Annotated in this window: 15 protein-coding genes; 3 read left to right on the forward strand and 12 right to left on the reverse strand. The window is 58.1% G+C overall.

Annotated elements, in window-relative coordinates:
- Window positions 1-45: 45 nt before the first annotated feature.
- A complete protein-coding gene (gene guaB, locus ABLU80_RS23530) occupies window positions 46-1512 on the reverse strand; it encodes an IMP dehydrogenase (protein ID WP_015370334.1) in 1467 nt (488 codons plus the stop codon).
- Window positions 1513-1670: 158 nt separating this feature from the next.
- Between guaB and xseA the strand changes: the two genes are divergently transcribed.
- The 3 genes from xseA to ABLU80_RS23545 all read left to right on the forward strand — a co-directional run bounded on the left by xseA (window position 1671) and on the right by ABLU80_RS23545 (window position 4488).
- Window positions 1671-3044: an exodeoxyribonuclease VII large subunit gene (gene xseA / locus ABLU80_RS23535; RefSeq protein ID WP_260842066.1), complete on the forward strand. Its 1374-nt coding sequence runs from the start codon at window positions 1671-1673 to the stop codon at window positions 3042-3044.
- A gap of 80 nt (window positions 3045-3124) precedes the next feature.
- Complete coding sequence (locus ABLU80_RS23540) at window positions 3125-4153, forward strand: M4 family metallopeptidase (RefSeq protein ID WP_348850533.1); 1029 nt, start codon at window positions 3125-3127, stop codon at window positions 4151-4153.
- Window positions 4150-4488, forward strand: coding sequence for a protealysin inhibitor emfourin (locus ABLU80_RS23545; RefSeq protein ID WP_045386960.1), 339 nt, complete (start codon window positions 4150-4152; stop codon window positions 4486-4488). Before ABLU80_RS23540 ends, ABLU80_RS23545 begins: the two co-directional genes overlap by 4 nt.
- On the opposite strand, the gene ABLU80_RS23550 is transcribed toward ABLU80_RS23545, so the two are convergent.
- The 11 genes from ABLU80_RS23550 to ABLU80_RS23600 form a co-directional block, all read right to left on the reverse strand.
- Window positions 4485-4700: a zinc ribbon domain-containing protein gene (locus ABLU80_RS23550; RefSeq protein ID WP_015703165.1), complete on the reverse strand. Its 216-nt coding sequence runs from the start codon at window positions 4698-4700 to the stop codon at window positions 4485-4487. The genes ABLU80_RS23545 and ABLU80_RS23550 overlap by 4 nt on opposite strands.
- A gap of 116 nt (window positions 4701-4816) precedes the next feature.
- On the reverse strand, window positions 4817-6295 hold the full coding sequence (gene der / locus ABLU80_RS23555; RefSeq protein WP_015370328.1) for a ribosome biogenesis GTPase Der: 1479 nt from the start codon (window positions 6293-6295) through the stop codon (window positions 4817-4819).
- Between the two features lie 113 nt (window positions 6296-6408).
- Window positions 6409-7587 carry an outer membrane protein assembly factor BamB gene (bamB, locus tag ABLU80_RS23560; protein ID WP_015370327.1) on the reverse strand — a complete coding sequence of 393 codons (1179 nt, stop codon included), beginning with the start codon at window positions 7585-7587 and terminating at the stop codon, window positions 6409-6411.
- A 10-nt stretch (window positions 7588-7597) separates the two neighbouring features.
- Complete coding sequence (locus ABLU80_RS23565; protein WP_348850534.1) at window positions 7598-8218, reverse strand: YfgM family protein; 621 nt, start codon at window positions 8216-8218, stop codon at window positions 7598-7600.
- A 34-nt stretch (window positions 8219-8252) separates the two neighbouring features.
- Complete coding sequence (hisS, locus tag ABLU80_RS23570; protein WP_015703166.1) at window positions 8253-9527, reverse strand: histidine--tRNA ligase; 1275 nt, start codon at window positions 9525-9527, stop codon at window positions 8253-8255.
- 89 nt (window positions 9528-9616) lie between these two features.
- The gene (gene ispG, locus ABLU80_RS23575) at window positions 9617-10738 is read right to left on the reverse strand and encodes a flavodoxin-dependent (E)-4-hydroxy-3-methylbut-2-enyl-diphosphate synthase (RefSeq protein WP_015370324.1); all 1122 of its coding nucleotides are present in this window, start codon (window positions 10736-10738) and stop codon (window positions 9617-9619) included.
- Between the two features lie 26 nt (window positions 10739-10764).
- Complete coding sequence (gene rodZ / locus ABLU80_RS23580; protein WP_032715152.1) at window positions 10765-11763, reverse strand: cytoskeleton protein RodZ; 999 nt, start codon at window positions 11761-11763, stop codon at window positions 10765-10767.
- A gap of 274 nt (window positions 11764-12037) precedes the next feature.
- On the reverse strand, window positions 12038-13204 hold the full coding sequence (locus ABLU80_RS23585) for a bifunctional tRNA (adenosine(37)-C2)-methyltransferase TrmG/ribosomal RNA large subunit methyltransferase RlmN (protein ID WP_015370322.1): 1167 nt from the start codon (window positions 13202-13204) through the stop codon (window positions 12038-12040).
- A 350-nt stretch (window positions 13205-13554) separates the two neighbouring features.
- Window positions 13555-13986 (reverse strand): nucleoside-diphosphate kinase, encoded by a 432-nt coding sequence (gene ndk / locus ABLU80_RS23590; protein ID WP_004866348.1) that lies wholly within the window; start codon window positions 13984-13986, stop codon window positions 13555-13557.
- Window positions 13987-14146: 160 nt separating this feature from the next.
- Window positions 14147-16471 carry a peptidoglycan glycosyltransferase PbpC gene (gene pbpC / locus ABLU80_RS23595; RefSeq protein ID WP_157195220.1) on the reverse strand — a complete coding sequence of 775 codons (2325 nt, stop codon included), beginning with the start codon at window positions 16469-16471 and terminating at the stop codon, window positions 14147-14149.
- Window positions 16472-21415, reverse strand: a complete 4944-nt coding sequence (locus ABLU80_RS23600) for an alpha-2-macroglobulin (protein ID WP_348850535.1) — start codon at window positions 21413-21415, stop codon at window positions 16472-16474.
- Window positions 21416-21512 lie beyond the last annotated feature (97 nt).

Genomic DNA, 21512 nt, shown 5'->3' on the forward strand with positions numbered 1-21512 from the left:
GATGATTGAATAAAAATCGCCCGGCGCGTAGCCGGGCGATGAAAATCAGGAGCCCATGCGGTAGTTCGGGGATTCCTTGGTGATCGTCACGTCGTGAACGTGGCTCTCCTGGATGCCCGCGCCGCTGATGCGCACGAACTCTGCTTTGGTACGCAGTGCGTCAATAGTACCACAACCGGTCAGACCCATACAGGAGCGCAGGCCGCCCATCTGCTGGTGAATGATCTCTTTCAGGCGGCCTTTATAGGCAACGCGGCCTTCGATACCTTCCGGTACCAGTTTGTCAGCGGCGTTATCGCTCTGGAAGTAACGGTCGGAGGAACCTTTGGACATCGCGCCCAAGGAACCCATACCGCGGTAGGATTTGTAAGAACGGCCCTGATAGAGCTCGATTTCACCCGGGGATTCTTCGGTACCGGCCAGCATGGAGCCAACCATCACCGCGGCGGCGCCTGCGGCAATCGCTTTGGCGATATCGCCGGAGAAGCGGATACCGCCATCGGCGATAACCGGAATACCGGTGCCTTCCAGCGCTTCAACCGCGTCGGAAACGGCGGTGATCTGCGGAACGCCTACGCCGGTAACGATACGGGTAGTACAGATGGAGCCTGGGCCGATACCCACTTTCACCGCGCTGACGCCAGCTTCCGCCAGGGCACGAGCACCCGCGCCGGTCGCCACGTTACCGCCGATGATTTGCAGGTCAGGATATTTAGCGCGCGTTTCGCGAATACGCTGCAGAACGCCTTCGGAGTGACCGTGAGAAGAGTCGATCAGCAGAACGTCAACGCCTGCGGCAACCAGCGCGTCAACGCGCTCTTCGTTACCGGCGCCAGCGCCAACGGCAGCGCCAACGCGCAGACGACCGTGCTCGTCTTTACACGCATTCGGTTTACGTTCCGCTTTCTGGAAATCTTTTACGGTGATCATGCCGCGCAGGTGGAAGCTATCATCCACTACCAGCGCTTTTTCTACGCGTTTTTCGTGCATTTTCGCGAAGACCACTTCACGGCTTTCACCTTCACGCACGGTGACCAGGCGCTCTTTCGGCGTCATATAAACGCTGACCGGCTGATTCAGGTCGGTAACAAAACGCACGTCGCGGCCGGTGATAATGCCGACCAGTTCGTTGTCTTCGGTCACTACCGGATAACCGGCGAAACCGTTACGTTCGGTCAGTTCTTTCACTTCGCGCAGGGTGGTAGTCGGCAGAACGGTCTGTGGATCGCTTACCACGCCGGATTCATGTTTCTTCACGCGACGGACTTCTTCAGCCTGGCGCTCGATTGACATGTTTTTATGAATAAAGCCGATGCCGCCTTCCTGGGCCAGGGCAATTGCCAGGCGCGCTTCAGTTACGGTATCCATCGCCGCGGAGAGCATAGGAATATTCAGGCGAATAGTTTTCGTCAGCTGCGTGCTGAGATCGGCGGTATTCGGCAGAACGGTAGAATGAGCGGGAACAAGGAGGACGTCGTCAAACGTCAGGGCTTCTTTAGCGATACGTAGCATGGGCAATATCTCGACCAGGGTGGATAAATATTGCCGTGGCATTATACAGAGCGTAACCGATTGCATCCACCCTTTTTTGCAAATAATACTTGCGATCCCCTCTCAGCGCGTTACTATCGACTGAATAACCTGCTGATTTAGAATTTGATCTTGCTCACATGTTGCCATCTCAATCCCCTGCAATATTTACGGTCAGCCGCCTGAATCAGACGGTTCGCTTACTGCTGGAACGCGAAATGGGCCAGGTATGGATAAGCGGCGAGATCTCTAACTTCAGCCAGCCCTCTTCCGGCCACTGGTACTTCACCTTAAAAGACGATAACGCTCAGGTGCGCTGCGCGATGTTTCGCAACAGCAACCGTCGCGTCACGTTTCGCCCGCAGCATGGCCAGCAGGTGCTGGTTCGCGCCAACATTACGCTTTACGAGCCTCGCGGCGACTACCAGATCATCGTCGAAAGCATGCAGCCCGCCGGTGAGGGCCTGTTGCAGCAAAAATATGAGCAGCTCAAGGCGCTCCTGACGGCAGAAGGGTTATTCGATCAAAGCCACAAGCAGGCGCTCCCCTCTCCCGCGCACTGCGTCGGCGTCATCACCTCCAAAACCGGCGCCGCGCTGCATGATATCTTACATGTGTTGAAACGCCGCGATCCCTCGCTGCCGGTGATTATCTACCCGACGGCGGTGCAAGGCGATGATGCGCCGGGGCAAATCGTGCACGCGATAGCATTAGCCAACCAGCGCCAGGAGTGCGATGTGCTGATTGTCGGGCGCGGCGGCGGTTCGCTGGAAGATTTATGGAGCTTTAACGACGAACGGGTGGCGCGGGCGATTTTCGCCAGCCGCATTCCGGTAGTGAGCGCCGTCGGCCATGAAACTGACGTCACCATCGCCGATTTCGTCGCCGACCTGCGTGCGCCGACGCCTTCTGCGGCGGCAGAGATCGTCAGCCGCAATCAGCAGGAACTGTTGCGTCAGCTACAGTCAGGCCAGCAGCGCCTGGAGATGGCGATGGATTACTTCCTCGCCAACCGCCATCGCCGCTTTACTCAGCTTTTTCACCGTTTACAGCAGCAACATCCTCAGCTGCGCTTAGCGCGTCAGCAAACCGAACTGGAGCGCCTGCGTCAGCGGATGCGCTTTGCGCTGGAAAGCCAGCTCAAACGTGCCGACCAGCGTCAGCAGCGCGCCGTGCAGCGGTTGAATCAGCAAAACCCGCAGCCGCGCATCCATCGCGCGCAGTCGCGTATTCAGCAACTGGAGTATCGTCTGGCGGAAAATATTCGCGCCCGCCTGAGCGAGCAGCGCGAGCGTTTCGGCAATACCGTGACGCATCTGGAAGCCGTCAGCCCGCTGGCGACGCTGGCTCGCGGCTACAGCGTCACCTCAGCCGGCGATGGCAAAGTATTGAAAAAAATCAAACAGGTGCAGGCTGGCGATGTCGTGACTACCCGGCTGGAAGATGGTTGGGTCGAAAGCGAAGTGACAGCCATCACTCCGGTGAAGAAAACGCGCGCCCGCAAAAAAGTCTGATTATCCTCCCGTTTCATGCGGGGATAACTATACTGCTGTCATGCCCTTTTAAAACCGTTCATCCGGCCAGGGAGCGTGATATGCCAGATACTCGTCCTCGTTTCGTGATTCCCCCCTACATTTTACGCCGCATTGTCGATCATGGCTCCGCTCAGCAACAGCGCTGCGCGCAGCAAACGCTGAGCCATGTACAAACCCTGATGGCGCACGTGCCGGGCCGCCCCGCTGCCGCTCATGTCGCCATGCCAGGCCAGCTTGAGCGCGACATTTACGATGCCAGGCAGACTCAGGAACTTCCAGGGATCCAGGTGCGTTTTGAAGGACAGCCTTCCAACGGCGATGTCGCCGTCGATGAGGCCTATGATTATCTCGGCATCACCCATGATTTTTTCTGGAAGAGCTATCATCGTGATTCGCTGGACAACCGCGGATTGAAGCTGACCGGCAGCGTCCACTATGGTCACGAATATCAAAATGCCTTCTGGAACGGGCAACAAATGGTGTTTGGCGACGGTGATGGCGAGATCTTTAATCGTTTTACTATTGCTATTGATGTGGTGGCGCACGAGTTAAGCCATGGCGTTACGGAGAGCGAGGCCGGGCTTATCTATTTCGAACAATCCGGGGCGCTCAATGAATCGCTTTCCGATGTTTTTGGCTCGCTGGTCAAACAATATCAGCGCCAGCAAACGGCAGATAAAGCAGACTGGATAATTGGCGAGGGGCTACTTGCGAAAGGTATTCACGGCCAAGGTCTGCGTTCGATGTCGCACCCGGGAACCGCCTATGATGACCCTATTCTTGGCAAAGACCCACAACCCGCCCACATGAAAGATTTTGTGCATACCCAGCAGGATAACGGCGGCGTGCATATTAACTCCGGCATTCCTAATCATGCTTTCTATCTCGCCGCCATCGCGCTGGGTGGTTTTGCATGGGAAAAAGCGGGATATGCCTGGTACGACGCGGTTTGTGATAAATCGCTGGCAAAAGACGCCGGTTTCCCGGCCTTTGCCAAGCTGACGATTCATCATGGCGAAAAACGTTTTGGTAAAGAGACCGCCGAGGCGATTCGAAAGGCCTGGGAGGATGTTGGAGTCACATCATGAACGAGGCAGACCTCAGCGATGACGCGATTATTGAGCTGGCCCGCGAAGGTGGCGTCGCCTGGATCCCGACGCTGAGCGGCATGCGTAAGATTGTCGTGGCGCAGCTTAACGAGCAACAAAAACAGCGCATCGCCGCAATACTGCAACAGTCGTTGCCGTTGGGCAAGCCGCCGGGCCAGCCGGATTCTCCGGGTAGCGGCGACCAGCGTTTTTTTCGCATCCAGATAATCAGCGCCCAACACTATCACAGCCTGATCATTCTCATCCCGGAAGAGCGCGCGCCGCAGGCGCTGGTTGAACTCTGGCGAAATGGTGAAGGCTGCGTTAGCGATTAACCGAGCACAAATTCGACGCGTTTTTTCGAAATCAGTCCGTGGCCGTGCTGGCAGAAATAATCCACCGCGCCGCAGGCCTTCAGTACTTCCAGCGGCTGATGGCAGTCCGGGCAGCGCGCCTCTACAGCAAACTCTTTCTCACAGTGCGCGCAATGCGCGCCGTTGCCTTGCGTTTCCAACCGGGCATGGCAAATCGGGCAATTGAGTTCCATGGTGCCTCCTTCTCATAATGAATAGCATGAGTTTATCACGTCATACGTCAGCGTTGCTGACCCGCGAAGCGTTGAATAGGGTAGATAAAAAAACCCGCCAGCGGCGGGTTTCTGCATTATTTGCTTTTCTTGATATGCTTAATCAAGCGCTTACGCTTACGCATCTGGTTCGGCGTCAGGGTGTTGCGTTTATTGGCAAACGGGTTTTCCCCTTCCTTGAACTGAATACGGATCGGCGTACCCATGACATCCAGGGATTTACGGAAGTAGTTCATCAGGTAACGCTTATAGGAATCAGGCAGGTCTTTCACCTGGTTGCCGTGAATCACCACGATCGGCGGGTTATAACCGCCGGCGTGCGCATATTTCAGCTTCACGCGGCGACCGCGTACCAGCGGCGGCTGATGGTCTTCTGCCGCCATGGTCATAATACGCGTCAGCATGGCGGTACCCACGCGACGGGTGGCGCTGTCGTATGCTTCACGCACCGATTCGAACAGGTTGCCGACGCCGCTGCCGTGCAGAGCGGAGATAAAGTGCACGCGGGCGAAGTCGATGAAGCCCAGACGGAAGTCGAGGGTTTCTTTCACCTGCTCTCTCACTTCCTGGCTCAGGCCATCCCATTTGTTGACCACGATAACCAGGGAACGACCGCTGTTAAGAATAAAGCCCAGCAGCGACAGATCCTGATCGGAGATGCCTTCACGGGCATCAATGACCAGCATCACCACGTTGGCGTCTTCAATCGCCTGCAGCGTCTTGATGACCGAGAATTTCTCCACGACGTCGGTAATTTTGCCGCGCTTACGCACGCCGGCGGTATCGATCAGCACATATTCGCGTTCATCGCGCTGCATCGGAATGTAGATACTGTCGCGGGTTGTGCCCGGCATATCGTAAACCACCACGCGATCTTCGCCGAGAATACGGTTAGTCAGCGTTGACTTACCGACGTTCGGGCGGCCGACGATCGCCAGCTTAATCGGCAGATCTTGCGGGTTGAAGTCGTCTTCCGGCTCTTCAACTTCTTCGCCGTTTTGCTCGGCTTCAAACTGCGCCCAGTAGGCGGCGTCTTCATCCACTTCTTCCTGCGGATTAACCTCATCTACCCACGGTAGCAGCACGTGTTCCAGCAGGCTGGTAACGCCGCGACCATGCGAAGCGGCGATCGGATAAATATCGCCCAACCCCAGCGACCAGAAGTCGGCCATCGCCTGATCGACGTCGATGCCGTCGGTTTTGTTCGCCACCAGGAAGGTCGGTTTTTCGCGAGAACGCAGATGTTTGGCGATCGCGGAATCCGCCGGCATCAGGCCCGCGCGCGCATCAACCATAAACAGCACCACGTCGGCCTCTTCAATCGCCAGCAGAGACTGTTCCGCCATCCGGGTTTCCACGCCTTCTTCCGTACCGTCGATACCGCCGGTATCGATACAGATGAATTCGCGGCCTTCCACTTCAGCACGACCGTACTTACGGTCGCGAGTCAGCCCCGGGAAATCCGCGACCAACGCGTCACGAGTGCGCGTTAAGCGGTTGAAGAGCGTGGATTTTCCAACGTTAGGGCGCCCGACAAGCGCGACCACAGGTATCATGTTAAATGCCTCATACAAATTGCAATACAACCTCATTTTACGAGGTTTTTTAAAAAGTCAAAACGGCCCCTGTCTGTCAGGAGCCGTTTATTAAAGCGATACTACCGCGCGAGTTAACGCGTGATCGAATACAGCGTACCGTCTTTGGCCTGGATAAGCAGGCGACCGTCGGCGATAACCGGGTCGGTCAGGAAACCGGAGCTATCGACTTTCTGCTGCGCCACAAAGTGGCCGTCTTCCGGATTAATCCAGTGCATGTAACCTTCGCTGTCGCCTACCACCAGGCTGCCGTTATACAGCGCCGGAGAAGTCAGCAGACGGTGCAGCAGATCGCTCTGGGTCCACAGTGTTACGCCGCCATCGGTGGTCAGCGCCAGCAGACGGTCATTCTGATCGACCAGATAGATACGGTCGCCGTCAACGATGAAATCGTTCACAGAACCCAGTTCGCGTTTCCAGATAATCTGGCCGCTGCGCAGATCCAGCGCGGTCAGGTTGCCATTATAAGCCAACGTATAAACAACGCCATTAACGATAACCGGCGTGGTGTCAACGTCGTTCAGACGGTCGATTTCAGTCGGGCCGGTGGCCGTAGAAATACGTTGCTGCCAAATCATCTGCCCCTGCTGCATCAGCACGGCGCTGACGCGACCGTTGTCACCGCCGACAATCGCCGCGCCATAAGCGGTGGCCGGAGCGGACTCACCGCGCAGGGAGAGCGCAGGCATGTCCAGGTTCACGGTCCATTTTACCGCGCCGTCGGTTTCGTTCAGCGCCTGCAGCTGACCGTTGCTGGTATGCACCAGTACCATGCCATCGCTAACGACCGGACGAGAAATCGCTTCACCCGCCACACGGCTCTGCCACGCGACGGTACCGTCGCTGGTATTCAGCGCGAACAGCTGCGCCTTTTCAGTACCAACATAAACGTGGCCGCCGGAAACGGTCAGCCCGCCGGAGAGCAGCGCCGGGGCGCGCGAGAACCAGCCGTCTTTTTCCGCCAGGTTCACCGACCAGACTTCTTTACCGTCTTCAGCGTGCAGCGCTTTCACGGTGCCTTTACGGTCAGCCGCATACACAACGCCGTCGGCAAAGGCCGGGTGCAGGTTGGAATAGAAATCACCGATACCATCGCCAACAGAAGTGCTCCAGGACGTGGACGGCGTAAACTGGTTTTCCACCGTCGGCAGCGGTGACATTTTCACCACATCTTCTTCGCTGTTAAACAGCGAGCAACCGCTCAGTAAGGTGACGGAAAGCAGCCCTGGCAAAAGTAATTTACGCAATTGCATCGAGTCCCTCTCAGATGGACAAATTATTTATTTTCATACGCATCATTTCGCTGAGCGCTGGCGATGCATCGCTTTTCACGCCTGCTTCCCAGGCCGCGCGGGCACCCTGCTTGTCGCCTTTGCTCAGCAGAATTTCACCGCGCAAATCGGCAACGATAGCGGTCCAGCCTTCGCCTTTAATGCCTTCCAGGGTTTTCAGCGCCGCATCCGGCTGCTTAAGCTGCAGCTGTACGCGGGCCAGACGCATATTGATAACCGATTTCAGGTTATCGTCAGAGGCGGCCGCCAGCCCTTGTTGCAGCTGCTTCTCCGCGCCCTGCAGATCGTTTTTATCGACCAGACGCTGCGCGAGCTCCAGCGATGCGAACGCGCCATAGGTGTTTTTGCTGTCGCCGGCGAATTTCTCCGCTGCGGTCAGGGTTTCAGGCGAACCTGACTTCAGCGCGGAAATGGCATTCTCATAGGCCAGAGAGGAATCCCGGGCCGAATCCAGCTGATGGGAAGTCCAGTAGCGCCAGCCAACCAGCGCGCCGATCCCTAAAATCACCCCGACGGCCAGCGCTTTACCGTTCTCGGCAAAGAAACGCTTGAGGGCGTCGACCTGCTCGTTTTCGTTGTTGAAAGTTTCCACGCAGTCCTTCTCCTGACTAATAGTTTCCGGGAAATTAACCCAGAAGTGTGCGCAAATGCGCGGCAACGCTATCCTGCGTTACGGTAGTTTGCTCACCTGAGCGTAAATCCTTCACTACCACGTTTCCGTCAGCAATTTCTGACTCACCGACCACCAGCGCGACCCGCGCGCCCCACTTGTCAGCGCGGGCGAACTGCTTCTTAAAGTTACCGCCGCCGTGGTTAGTCATCAGCTTAACGCCGGGCAGCGCATCGCGAACCTGCTCAGCCAGACGCATTGCTGCGGACTGAGTATCGGTACCGGAGGCTACCAGGTATATATCGACAACAGGATCGGCTTTAAATTCCGGATTGACTGCCTGAACCAGTAAAACAAGACGTTCCAGGCCCATCGCAAAGCCAACGCCCGGCGTTGCGCGTCCGCCAAGCTGCTCTACCAGACCGTCATAACGGCCGCCGGCGCAGACGGTACCCTGCGAACCGAGGCTGGTCGTGACCCACTCAAATACGGTGCGATTGTAATAGTCGAGCCCGCGCACCAGGCGCTGGTTGACGGTATAGCGAATTCCAGCAGCGTCGAGCAGCGCGCACAGACCGGCGAAGTGTTCTTTGGACTCGTCGTCCAGATAATCGCCCAGCGCCGGCGCATCGTTCAGCAGCGCCTGCACTTCCGGATTTTTAGAGTCCAGCACGCGCAGCGGATTGGTATACATGCGGCGTTTGCAGTCTTCATCAAGCTTATCTTTAAATTGTTCCAGATAGGCAACCAGCGCGTCGCGATAGGCGGCACGCGCCTCCAGCGAACCGATGGAGTTCAGCTCAAGGCTGACGTGATCGGAAATGCCCAGCTCGCGCCACCAGCGCGCGGTCAACATGATAAGCTCAGCGTCGATATCCGGGCCCTGCAGACCAAAGACTTCCGCGCCAATCTGATGGAACTGACGGTAGCGCCCTTTCTGCGGACGCTCGTGGCGGAACATCGGCCCCACGTACCACAGACGCTGTTCTTGATTGTACAGCAGACCATGTTCGATGCCGGCACGTACGCAGCCCGCCGTTCCTTCCGGACGCAGCGTCAGGCTATCGCCATTGCGGTCTTCGAAGGTATACATCTCTTTTTCAACCACGTCGGTCACTTCGCCGATCGCGCGTTTGAATAACGGGGTCTGCTCTACAATCGGCAAACGAATTTCGCTGTAACCGTAGCTACCGAGCACCTGCTTCAGTGAGCCTTCAATGCGCTGCCAGAGAGCGGTTTCGCCCGGCAGATAATCGTTCATGCCACGGATGGCTTGAATGTTCTTTGCCACGTTTATTCTCTTTATATATAAAAATGAACCCCGGCGCCTTGCGCCCGCAGGTTCAATCATACACGGGAAGCGTATTGCTTCCCAACACGTTATTTTGCTTCAACCTGCTGAACTTCAATACGACGCGCTTCATCCAGCATGGTGGCTTTCGCACGGATACGCGCTTCCAGCTGGTCGATCATGTCGTTGTTGTCCAGTCGGTCTTTGCGAACGCCGTCTTCGTACAGGCCGCTTTTCTTGTTGCCGCCGGTGACGCCGAGAGTGGAAACCAGCGCTTCGCCAGGGCCGTTAACCACACAGCCGATGATCGAAACATCCATCGGAGTGATGATATCTTCCAGACGCTGCTCCAGCGCGTTCACCGTACCGATGACGTCAAACTCCTGACGCGAGCAGGTCGGGCAAGCGATAAAGTTAATACCGCGAGAACGGATGCGCAGCGACTTCAGGATATCGAAGCCAACTTTGATCTCTTCCACCGGGTCGGCGGCCAGCGACACGCGCAGGGTATCGCCGATCCCTTCAGACAGCAGCAGACCTAAACCGATCGCGGATTTTACCGCGCCGCTACGTGCGCCGCCCGCTTCGGTGATCCCGAGATGCAGCGGTTGATCGATCTGCTTCGCCAACAGACGATAGGATTCAACAGCGAGGAAGACATCTGAGGCTTTTACGCTAACTTTGAACTGATCGAAGTTCAAACGATCGAGATGATCGACGTGACGCATGGCGGACTCTAACAGCGCCTGCGGCGTCGGCTCGCCGTATTTTTCCTGCAGATCTTTTTCCAGCGAACCGGCGTTAACGCCGATGCGGATAGGAATGTTTTTGTCGCGCGCGCAGTCCACAACCATGCGGATACGCTCTTCGTTACCAATGTTGCCTGGGTTGATGCGCAGGCAATCAACGCCATATTCCGCGACTTTCAGCGCGATACGGTAGTCAAAGTGGATATCGGCGACCAGCGGGACATTGACCTGCTGTTTGATGAGCTTGAAAGCTTCCGCTGCGTCCATCGTCGGGACGGAAACGCGGACGATGTCCGCGCCTACGCGCTCCAGCGCTTTGATTTGATTTACCGTCGCGGCCACATCGGTGGTGCGAGTATTGGTCATCGACTGTACGGCGATGGGAGCCCCATCGCCAATCGGCACATTACCAACGTAAATGCGTTTGGACTTTCTACGTTGAATTGGAGCCTGGTTATGCATGAAAAATCTCCCGCGTTACCCGTCTGTTACTGCGCCGGTGATTGTTCGGCATTAAGGGTCAGACGCGCAACCTGGTTAGTTCTGATAAAACGGCTCAAATCGACTGGTTTGCCCAGATACTGGATTTGTACCGCAGCCGGGGCGCCGATTTTCAGCTTATACGGCGCCTGACCGCTCAGGTTCAGGTTCCCGCCTTTACGCTGCAGGCCGCTGAACAGTTTCTTACCGGTCGCATCGCTCACTTCCAGCCAGCAATCGGCGCTAAAGTTCATCACCAGATCCTGAGCGGAAGCCGTCGTCGCGGCATTCGCCTGATCGGTCGGCAATGCGGAGGTCGGGGCTGGCGCAGCCGGCGCGGTGGCGGCGGTATCGACGTTAGCCTGCGAAGGAGCGACCACGGCGTTGTTATCCACCGGCGCGGGGGTAGCCGCTGGCGCGCTTGGCGCAGGTGCGGTGGAGGTATCGACCGGCGCGCTATTGGTATTGGCTGCCGTCGTATCCGGCGCATTATTCGCCGAGCTGGTATCCAGCGGAATTGACTGGCTGCCGCTATCGCTACTGTTCAGATCGCTGGTGGATTGATCGGCCATGCTGGTGATCTCTTCCTGCTGCGCTTTGTGGTCTTGCCACCACCATGCGCCGCTCAGGCCAATAACCACAAACAAAATCAGCCAGGTAAAGCTCATCAGCCAACCGTCGCGTTTTTTGCGACGTTTACCCAGCGAGAAGCTCTGCATCGGCGCCACTTTGGCGGCGCGAATCGGCGCTTGCTTCGCCATCATCGGCAGCAGTTCTTCTTCCGGAATATGTACGAGGCGAGCGTAGGAACGGATATAGCCACGCAGGAAGGTCGAAGCGAGATCGGCTGGCGCCTTATCTTCTTCAATATCACGAACCGTGGAAACCTTCAGGCATAAGCGTTCAGCCACCGCTTGCTGGCTGAGTCCGAGTTGTTCGCGGGCGTTACGCAGGCGCGCGCCCGTAGAGTTTGCTTCTTGATGGTCTTGAGTGGCTTCAGTATTCATTCGCTACAACTACTGGTACGTGAAATTTAAAGTTCAGCGCGGGAAAGAGCCTGCGCCGCGAGACACTGCTCAACGTCAACCGACAGTATAAGGCTGTCCGGGCGACTATCACAGAGACTTATCAATATTGAATGCTAAGCGGTTGTTGTACCGCTACATACTGCCTCAAAGTCGACAAAAACGCACCGTAATTATTAACCGAATCAGCGTATTTCGCCTGGCAATTCGACATATTTATGCAGCGCGCAGCGAAAGCTGTGCGCTGCATAACTTATCAGACGGCTTTCACGTCGATCGCTTCGCCCTGCATACGCTTACGCAGCGTACGTTTGGTACGGTCGATTACGTCGCCCGCCAGCTGGCCGCAGGCAGCATCGATATCGTCGCCGCGGGTTTTACGCACGATGGTGGTGAAACCATATTCCATCAGCACTTTGGAGAAACGATCGATACGGCTGTTAGAACTACGGCCATACGGCGCGCCCGGGAACGGGTTCCATGGGATCAGGTTGATCTTGCACGGCGTATCTTTCAGCAGCGCCGCCAGTTCATGGGCGTGCTCGGTACCGTCGTTGACGTGATCCAGCATGACGTACTCGATAGTCACACGACCCTGGTTGGCGTTGGATTTCGAAATATAGCCGCGCACCGAGTTCAGGAAGGTCTCAATATTGTACTTTTTGTTAATCGGTACAATTTCGTCGCGGATGGTGTCGTTCGGCGCGTGCAGAGAAATCGCCAGCGCAACGTCGATCATGTCGCCGAGTTTATCCAGCGCCGGCACCACGCCGGAGGTAGACAAGGTCACACGACGTTTGGAGAGACCAAAACCGAAATCATCCAACATGATTTCCATCGCCGGAACGACGTTGTTGAGGTTCAGCAGCGGCTCGCCCATGCCCATCATTACCACGTTGGTAATTGGACGCACGCCGGTAGTCTTCACCGCGCCGACGATTTTCGCCGCGCGCCAGACCTGGCCGATAATTTCGGAAACGCGCAGGTTACGGTTGAAGCCTTGCTGAGCGGTGGAGCAGAATTTACATTCCAGCGCACAGCCAACCTGTGAAGAGACGCACAGCGTGGCGCGGTCTTCTTCCGGGATGTAGACCGTTTCAACGCGCTGATCGCCAACGGCAATCGCCCATTTGATGGTGCCGTCGCTGGAGCGCTGCTCTTCAACGACTTCCGGCGCGCGGATCTCGGCGACTTCCTTCAGTTTGCCGCGCAGGACTTTGTTGATGTCGGTCATTTCATCAAAGTCATCGCAGCAGTAGTGATACATCCATTTCATCACCTGATCGGCGCGGAAAGGCTTCTCGCCCATGTTTTTGAAAAACTCGCGCATCTGCTGACGGTTTAAATCCAGCAGGTTGATTTTGGCATCTTTATTCGGCACCGTCAGAGCGGCGGTATCAGGTGTGACAATTTGTTCAGACATAATTTTTCCGGCCTCGTTATTACACGTTATGGCCCCAGGTGGGTTGAAAAAGAAACGCCCCGGAGAGCGACTGCTCGTCCGGGGGCGCTATATTCTACAAATTCTGGCGCATCATTGCCACGTTTGCACAAAGCAATGATAAAAAAATCTGTAACTGCGTACTTAATCCTCTAAGGCTTTTCGATTGTCAGGCCAACGCCGCGACGGTCGAAAAGACGAGGGTCGTATCTCCAAAGTATTTCAGGTCACCGCGAGGCGGCGAGTTCGCAAATCCCCGGGAGCATAGATAACTATGTGACCGGGGTGCGCGAATGAAGCCAACAAAGCGGTGGCGTGAAAGACGCAGGAGATTAGCGAGTGCGCGGGCAAACCTCGCCTTCAGCAAAGAAGAACGCGATTTCGCGAGCAGCGGATTCTACAGAGTCGGAACCGTGGGTGCCGTTCTCGGTGAAGCTGTCAGCGTAGTCAGCGCGCAGGGTACCTGCCAGAGCGTTGTCCGGGTTGGTGGCGCCCAGCAGGTCACGGTGACGCTGAACCGCGTTTTCGCCTTCCAGTACGGAAACCACGATCGGGCCGGAGGTCATGAATTCAACCAGACCGTCGAAGAACGGACGACCTTCGTGCTCAGCATAGAAACCGCGAGCCTGCTCAACGGTCAGATGCAGCATTTTGGTGCCGACGATTTTGAACCCTGCAGCTTCAAAGCGAGAAAAGATGCTGCCAATAACGTTTTTTGCCACCGCGTTTGGTTTGATGATGGAAAAAGTACGTTCAATAGCCATGATTACCTCTAATTAAATGTTCTGTTGTTGCACATACGATCGTATGGCCTGGCGCGCATTATAATGAGCAACGTCGGCGATGCCTACGGACGAAGGTAACATTTTGTTAAAATAAGATGAGTATTAGCAACACAAACCGCCAACAACAGATTTACCCTGTTTATTGTAGGGTGAAATTGGCGGCCGCCGTTTGCCCTGCCTCATCCATTACCACCAGTTGCCACTCGCCGGGCTTATCAAGCGTAATTGTCGTTCTTGCGCCTGTTGCCTCTAATGGTTCGCCGTTAATAAACCACCAGCGTCGCCCTTCCCCACCGCTCGTTTGCACGGGTAACATCACCCGCGCCTCGCCCGGCAGTCGTTTTATCACAGCGCCTTCGCGGATGCCGGAAAGCACCAGCGGCGCGGCATCCTGAGTCTGCAGCGGCGGACACGCCTTCGATGCCGTACCCAGCCGCGCCCGGCGGCGCTCGCTAACCGGTAGCCAGGGTTCCAGCGGCAGCGGCCAGACATCAACAGAAGTTTCTGTCGCGCCCGGACAATCCGCGGCGACCCTTTCTCCTGCTGCGTTACGCCAGACCGGGAAGCGGATACCGCGCACGCCCTCCTGACCCGGTAGCAGCAGCGTCGGCGGCTGGCTGGCGTCCAGAAGCCAGCTGGCTAAGCGCCGGCGGCAGTTGCTATCGCCAACCGGCAGATCCTGCCCGCCGGGCCAGCAGACAGTGCCGCGGCTCACCGACTGCGGACGCGGGTCGACCGGCAGCCCGCCGCGGCTCATTAACGGACGCGCCAGCAGCATATTATTGACCTGGTTTAACAGCGGCACGGCGCTGGCAAAACCAAACTGCCCCACCACCGGCGTACCGTCTGGCCGTCCGGTCCAGATGCCAATCAAATAACGCGCGTTGAGGCCTACCGCCCACGCATCGCGATAACCGTAGCTGGTACCGGTTTTCCACGCCAGCGGCACCGCCTGCGGCAGCGACGCATCGGGTAATGGCTGGGCTTCGCCTGCCAATATCCGCCGGGTGATCCACGCCGCGCCTGGCGACATTAGCGCCCTTTCCACCAGCGGGTCGTCGGGTTTCATGCGCAGCCGCGCCGCTTTGCCATGACGGGCGAAAGCGCTGTACGCCGCGACAATATCTTCCAGCCGCGCCCCTGCGCCGCCGAGGATCAGCGACAGATTCGGTTCGGCGCCGGCGGGTAGCATCAGAGGGAGCCCGGCATTGCGTAAATTAGCCGCAAAGCGTTTTGGTCCATAGGCTTCGAGCACCTGCACCGCCGGGAGATTCAACGAACGCACCAGAGCCTCGCTGGCGCTCACCGGGCCATGAAACCCGCTGTCGAAATTACCTGGACGATAATCGCTAAAGCGCCGTGGCACATCCTGTAATAGCGATGCCGGGTGAATCAGCCCGTCATCCATCGCCATCGCGTAGATAAAGGGTTTCAGCACCGACCCCGGCGAGCGCACCGCCGAGACCATATCAATGTGGCCGAAGCGGCTATCATCGCGGATATCCGCCGAACCCACCCAGCCGCGGACTTTCATATCAGTGTGATCGACGACGACAATCGCCAGTGAGCTGCGCGGCGGCAGACGTGATTTCCAGTTCATCGCCAAATCTTCAAGCTGCCGCTGGAGCCCGGCATCGAGCGTTGTCGTCACCTTTTCATTACCGCTTGTCGCCAGCGCCCGGCGCGCAAACAGCGGCGCCAGCTGCGGCATCTGCCGCGGGAAAAGCCACACCGGCTCTTCCATCGCTTCCTGTACCGCCCGTTGCGGCCAGACGCCCTGGCTGAGCATCCTCTCCAGCACCTTATCGCGAGCCGCCTGCGCCCGCTGCGGCCAGCGGTCCGGGCGTAAACGGCTCGGCGCCTGCGGCAGCACGGCCAGTAGCGCCGCCTCGCCGTAGCTAAGCTGAGCGGGCGGTTTACCAAGATAAGCCCAGCTAGCCGCGCCGATCCCCTGCAGGGTGCCGCCAAACGGCGCGCGGTTCAGATAAAGGGTAAGAATTTCGCTTTTTGACAGATGCCACTCCAGCTGCAGCGCCCGCCATAGCTGGCGTAGCTTGCCGCCGAAAGTGCGCGGATGAGGGTCGAGCAGACGCGCGACCTGCATGGTGAGCGTGCTGCCGCCAGAAATCACCCGCCCGGAAGTGAGATCCTGCCAGGCGGCACGCAGCACCGCGAAGGGATTGACCCCCGGATGTTTCCAGAACCAGCGGTCTTCATACTGAATGAGCGCCTGCAGATAGCGCGGCGAAACGTCGGCGATGGTGACCGGATAACGCCAGACGCCCTGCGCATCGGCAAAGCGCCAGAGCGGCGTGCCGTCTTCCGCTACCACCACGCGGGCGGGGGTGACTTCATGCAGCGGCAGCGGCCACAGACGATCGGCCAGCAGCACCGCTAACCACAGCAGAAAAATAAACGCCGCCAGCCAGCGCCAGCGGCGTTTTATGCGAGGTAATGCGCGCATTTACGGCGTAACGGTAAGCGGGCCGCTGGCCGTTCCGGTCGCCCGCCACTGCGGTACATACATCGACTCCACCTGCGGTTGCGGAACCTGATAGGTGCCCGGCGTCACCGCCCGCGCCAGATAGACCAGCGTCACCGGCTGACCTTCATTGATGGCGACGGCGGCGACAAAGCGGTCATCGCGGAACTCGATATGCTGAATATCCGCCTGCTGCATCTGGTTAAGCAGGTTTTGTACCGCTTCGCCATTCTCCTGCAGGCTGGCGCTGCTATTAGCCAGGTTCTGGTTTTCCAGCTCAAGTCCCGCCGGCAGCAGATCGACCACCAGCGCGTCAGGAACGTTACGTTTGGCGGTCACCTCCAGCTTGACCAGCACCAGTTCGCCGCTGCGCAGCGAAGTCAGCGATTTCTGCTGGCCGTGGGTATCGAAAATAGCGCGTTCAATCCCCAACACGTTGCCGCCCGGCTGTGGCGCGCTTTGCGGATAACCGCTGCTATCGAGGCGCAGCCACAGCGGCTGATTGCCGGTATTCGTCACCTGCAGCGCCGCCAGCCGATCGCCGTCGAGATTGCGGGTTTGCGCTTTGTCGCTGGCAAGCGGCTCCGCCTGCAGCGACGTTTGCGCCTGCCAGTTGCCCGGCAGGTCGGCAAGCGTACGCCCGGCAAGGAACAGCGCGTTGGTTTCCTGGGTCGACAGCCAGCGCTGACCGAAGGCCTCTTCCGACAAGCTGCTCAACAGCTGGTTTTGTACCTCCGGCAGCAGCTTATTCTCTTCCAGCAGCGCCAGCTTCAGCGCATCATCGCGAAGTTGGCTGCCGTAATCGCCCAGCCAGCGATTCTCATCCTGGCGCGGCGTGGTAACCGCCAGCTTCATGGCCTCTGCGCCGCGCGGCGCATCGCCCATGGTTTTCAGCGCAATACCGAGTTGCAGCAGCGGCAATCCAGAACGCGCCTGTTCGTGACGGCTCCAGATTTCACGCAAGGCGCCGAGCGGCGCTTTTTGCTGGCGCGCCAGCACCAGCGCGGCATATGCCTGAGCGGCAAAGCGGCTGGCCTGGGCATCGTCGCTGTAGCGCACGGTCATCAAACCCGGTTCCTGCAGATAGCGCAGCAGGCGCTCGTTGCCCTTATTAATCGCGTTGACCGGCACGCTATAGCCCTGCTCACCCGCGCGGACGAGGAAGTCCATGGCGTAGGCGGTCAACCAGTACTCTTCCGGGCCGGCTTTATCCCATAGCGCAAAGCCGCCATTTTCCAGCTGCATCTGCAGCAGGCGCGAGATACCAACATCGACCGCCGCGCGGCGTTTCTCATCGCTATCGCCGCTGATGCCCAGCGCTTTTAGCTGCGCCGCGCTGGTGTACAGAGAAGGGAACAGGCCGCTGGCGGTCTGCTCAAGGCAGCCGTAAGGATAGGCTTTCAGCTCGCGGATATAGCGGGCGAGATTCAATGGCGGTTTACCGCTGAGCAGCAGTTGGCCCTGCAGCGTTTGCGGGGCGAAACCCTGACTCTGCGCCGCCGGCGCCTGCCAGCTTTCGCCAGGTTGTAGCACCGCGCCGCTATTGACGGTCTGTGCCGGGAATGCCGGACGTACGCCGATTTTCCACTGTTTTTGCAGCGGCGCGAAGGTTTCGCCCGGCAGGTTCAGGCCGCTGATAGTGGCGTTGACCTGACCATCGCCGAACCCCGCTAACGCGGTCACCGGCACAAATAGCGTGCTGCGCGCGCCCGGCGCCAGCTGTACCGGCGGCAGTTGGCCCTCGGTCAACGTGACCAACCCGCTGGCGGTAAGATGTACCTGCAGGGTTTGCGGTTTGTCGGTCAGATTGCTGAGATCCAGCGCCAGACGCGTGGCGTCGCCGCTGGCGAGGAAACGCGGGGTATTCAGTTCCGCGATAACCGGGGCGGCTACCACCACTTTATCTTCGCTGCTGCCGAAGTCATCTGCCGTCCACGCCTGGGCCATCACCCGCAGCTCGCCGTTAAAATCGCCGATGGGCAACGTCACCGTGCCTTCGCCCTGGTCATTCAACACCACCGGCTGCGCCTGCTGGGCGACGATCGTCACGTGATTAACCGGCGGTTTGCCGCCGCGTTTTAACTCGTCGCCATCGCCGCCGAAGCGCAGGCTGGCTAAGCGCCCCTGCCCTTCGATCACCTGGCCGTAGATGTCATAAATATCCGCGCCGTAACGTTTCTGGCCAAAGAAGGCGTTCCATGGATCCGGCGTGGCGTAATCGGTAATATTCAGCACCCCGCTATCTACCGCCGAGAGCAAAACGTTAACCTGTTTCGGCACCTCGCCCTCTTTAACGCTGGCCTTCACTTTCACCGTCAACGGCTGATTCGGGCGCATTTTCTCCGGCGCTTCCAGCGCCAAAGACAGACGGCGGTTTTCATCGCCCAGCGGCAGATGCAGCAGGCCGACCGCGCGTTTCGGCGTCGCCGATCGCGATTTATCGCCGGGGCGAACCACCAGCGTGCTGAGGTAGAGATCGTGGCGATTCCAGGCTTTATCCACCGGAATAGACAGATCCATGCCCTCCGCCGGGACGTCAATTTCCTGCCACCACAGCGGCCCTTCGCTGGATTCGACCATCGCGTAGCCTTTACCCGCCGCCGGGGCGGCAATATGCAGCTTGATGGTGTCGCCCGGTTTATAGCCAGGTTTGTCGAGCTTCATCGTTACGCGATCAGGACGCGCCGCGCCGGTGCCTTCGCTGTTATCCTGCCAGCTATAGCCCGCCCAGAAGCGCACGCTGCTGACAACGTCATCCGGCCCTTTCACCTCCAGACGATACGAGCCCCACTCTACCGGGAAACTCACTTTACCTATCTGCCCGGCCTGCAAATCCAGCGACTCCTCGCCCTCCTGCAGATCTTTTTGATCGAACTGCGACTGCCAGCCTTCGCTATCGGACCAGTTCCAGTAGTAGTCGCGACGCTCGCGGATCAGCCGCACCTGCAGACCGGAGACCGCTTTTTTCTCGCCTTTGGCATCGGCATAGACGATGTCAAACGCGGCGTTACTGTTTTCATCAACCACCGGCTGTTTCACCGTGGTATCGGTGCGGTAGTCGTAAACGTCCTTCAGCGTAAATTGCGGACGGATCCCCGGCAGCGCCTCGGCAGGCCAGATCGGCTGCTGTACGGTACGGGTCACCGGACGGCCGCCGGATTCCAGCAGGCTAGCCTGCAACACGACCTGCAGCGGCGAATGGCTATCCTGCCACTGGCTCGCGGTGGTCACTTCGCCATGGCCTTTTTCATCCAGCGTCAGCTGGACTTCATCGAGGCTACGGGAGAGGTTTTCTTCCGCGATATCGCCGAACTGGAAGCCCGGCAGCGCGGCGACGGCATCGCGTAGCGGACGCAGGAACAGTTTGCCCTGCAGCTGATTGCCGCTGGCCGGCGCGCCGTAGAGATAAGCGCCGCTGACGCTAAAGGCGACGTCGGCATCCGGGGCGATAGGCGCGGCCTGCGGCGTCAGATTCAGCGCCATGCGTTCGGGCATAAAGTCTTCGACGTGGAAATCCCACTCGCGGGGTTGATTATCGCCGGTGCTGGCGCGAATGTGCCACATGCCGGTGGCGGCGCCGCTGTCGAGCGGATAAGTAAACTGATACAGGCCATTCACCGGTTTGCTCATCACTGAGCGAATCACCTGGCCATCCGGCTGCACCACTTCCAGCTTCACCGGCTGCTCCGCCAGCGGTTTACCATCGCCGTCGCGCAACAGCGCGTTAAGGATAACCGTTTCCCCCGGGCGATAGAGATCGCGCGGGCCAAACATAAAGAACTGTTTACTGAAGCCAGGGGCGCCAGCGATGGAGAATTCCGCCAGATCCAGCGCCGGCAGTTTAAGGTCAAGCAGCGTCGTCTGCCCGTCTTTACGCGCCAGCAGCAGCGCCGCTTCTTTATCGGTTTGCAGAGTAACATGGCCCTGGCTATCGCTTTTCGCCTGCGCCAGCGTCTGCCCTTTGGCGTTTAGCAGTTGTACTTCAATATCCGACTGCGCGGCGCCATTTTCGAGGCTCTGGGTGAAGACATCGAGCCGGTTGTGGTAGCGATGCGCCGAGACGCCGATATCGCTGAGGGTGAACAGCGTTGCCGCATTACTGTAGCTGTAATGACCGGCCGGATTCATCACCGCCACATAGACGCCCGGCTGCTGGAGAGGCTTGATGTCGTTAAGCGGCAGCAGCAGCTTTTCACGGGTATTACGCGCCGGGTTGAGATCAAAGCGTCCGCTATAAACCAGGTCGGCCATCTTCAACAGTTCGTCTGATTCCCAATTGCTTAACGAGTTACGGTATTCCCACTGACTGACGAAGGCCGAGAGTGATTCCGGCTTGATACGGAAAAAATTAACATCGACATTGTCGACGTTCAGCGCCATCACCGGCAGCCCGGCGACCACTTTCCCCGGCAGCAGCGAACCGCGGCTGGCGAAACCGACGCTCGGCGCGATATCGCGAGTAGCGATGGTTTTTTCAAAAAGGCTGCCGAGGGTGGCGTCATTGAGGGCAATGAGCGTTGGGTCAACGGTGACGATCAATTCACGCTTTGGCTCGAGGTGGCGCAGACGCAGCTCTTTGAGATTCGGCGCCAGCTCCCATGCGCCGTCAACCTTGCCGCTTTTCTTATCGACCAGATGGACGCTGTGGGAGAAATCTTGATCCGGTTTGAGCGGAATGGAGAAGGTCAGCACCAGCGTCGCCGCGCCATCTAGCTGCACTTCAGAAGCGTCGAGCAACGTCAGCGCCTTGCCCTGGCTTTTTTCTTTTAACGTCACCAACTGCGCGCTATCCGGCTTTTTCGCGCTATCGGCGGCGCCTTTATCGGCCGCCGATACGGCCTGTGGTTCACCGCTGTTATCGCAGCCGCTTAATGAGAGCGCGGTAAGGAGCGCTAACGATAGCGCCGCTAAACGAAATGGTTTCATCCTTCTAACCCCTCGGCCCAGAGCCTGATGCAATCAATAACGTTCTATTATGCGTCATCGCGGCGATTCTCAACAGCTACCAGCATAGAAACCACCG

This window comes from Klebsiella sp. CN_Kp104 (assembly GCF_040064515.1).
GTDB classification, from domain to species: domain Bacteria; phylum Pseudomonadota; class Gammaproteobacteria; order Enterobacterales; family Enterobacteriaceae; genus Klebsiella; species Klebsiella aerogenes.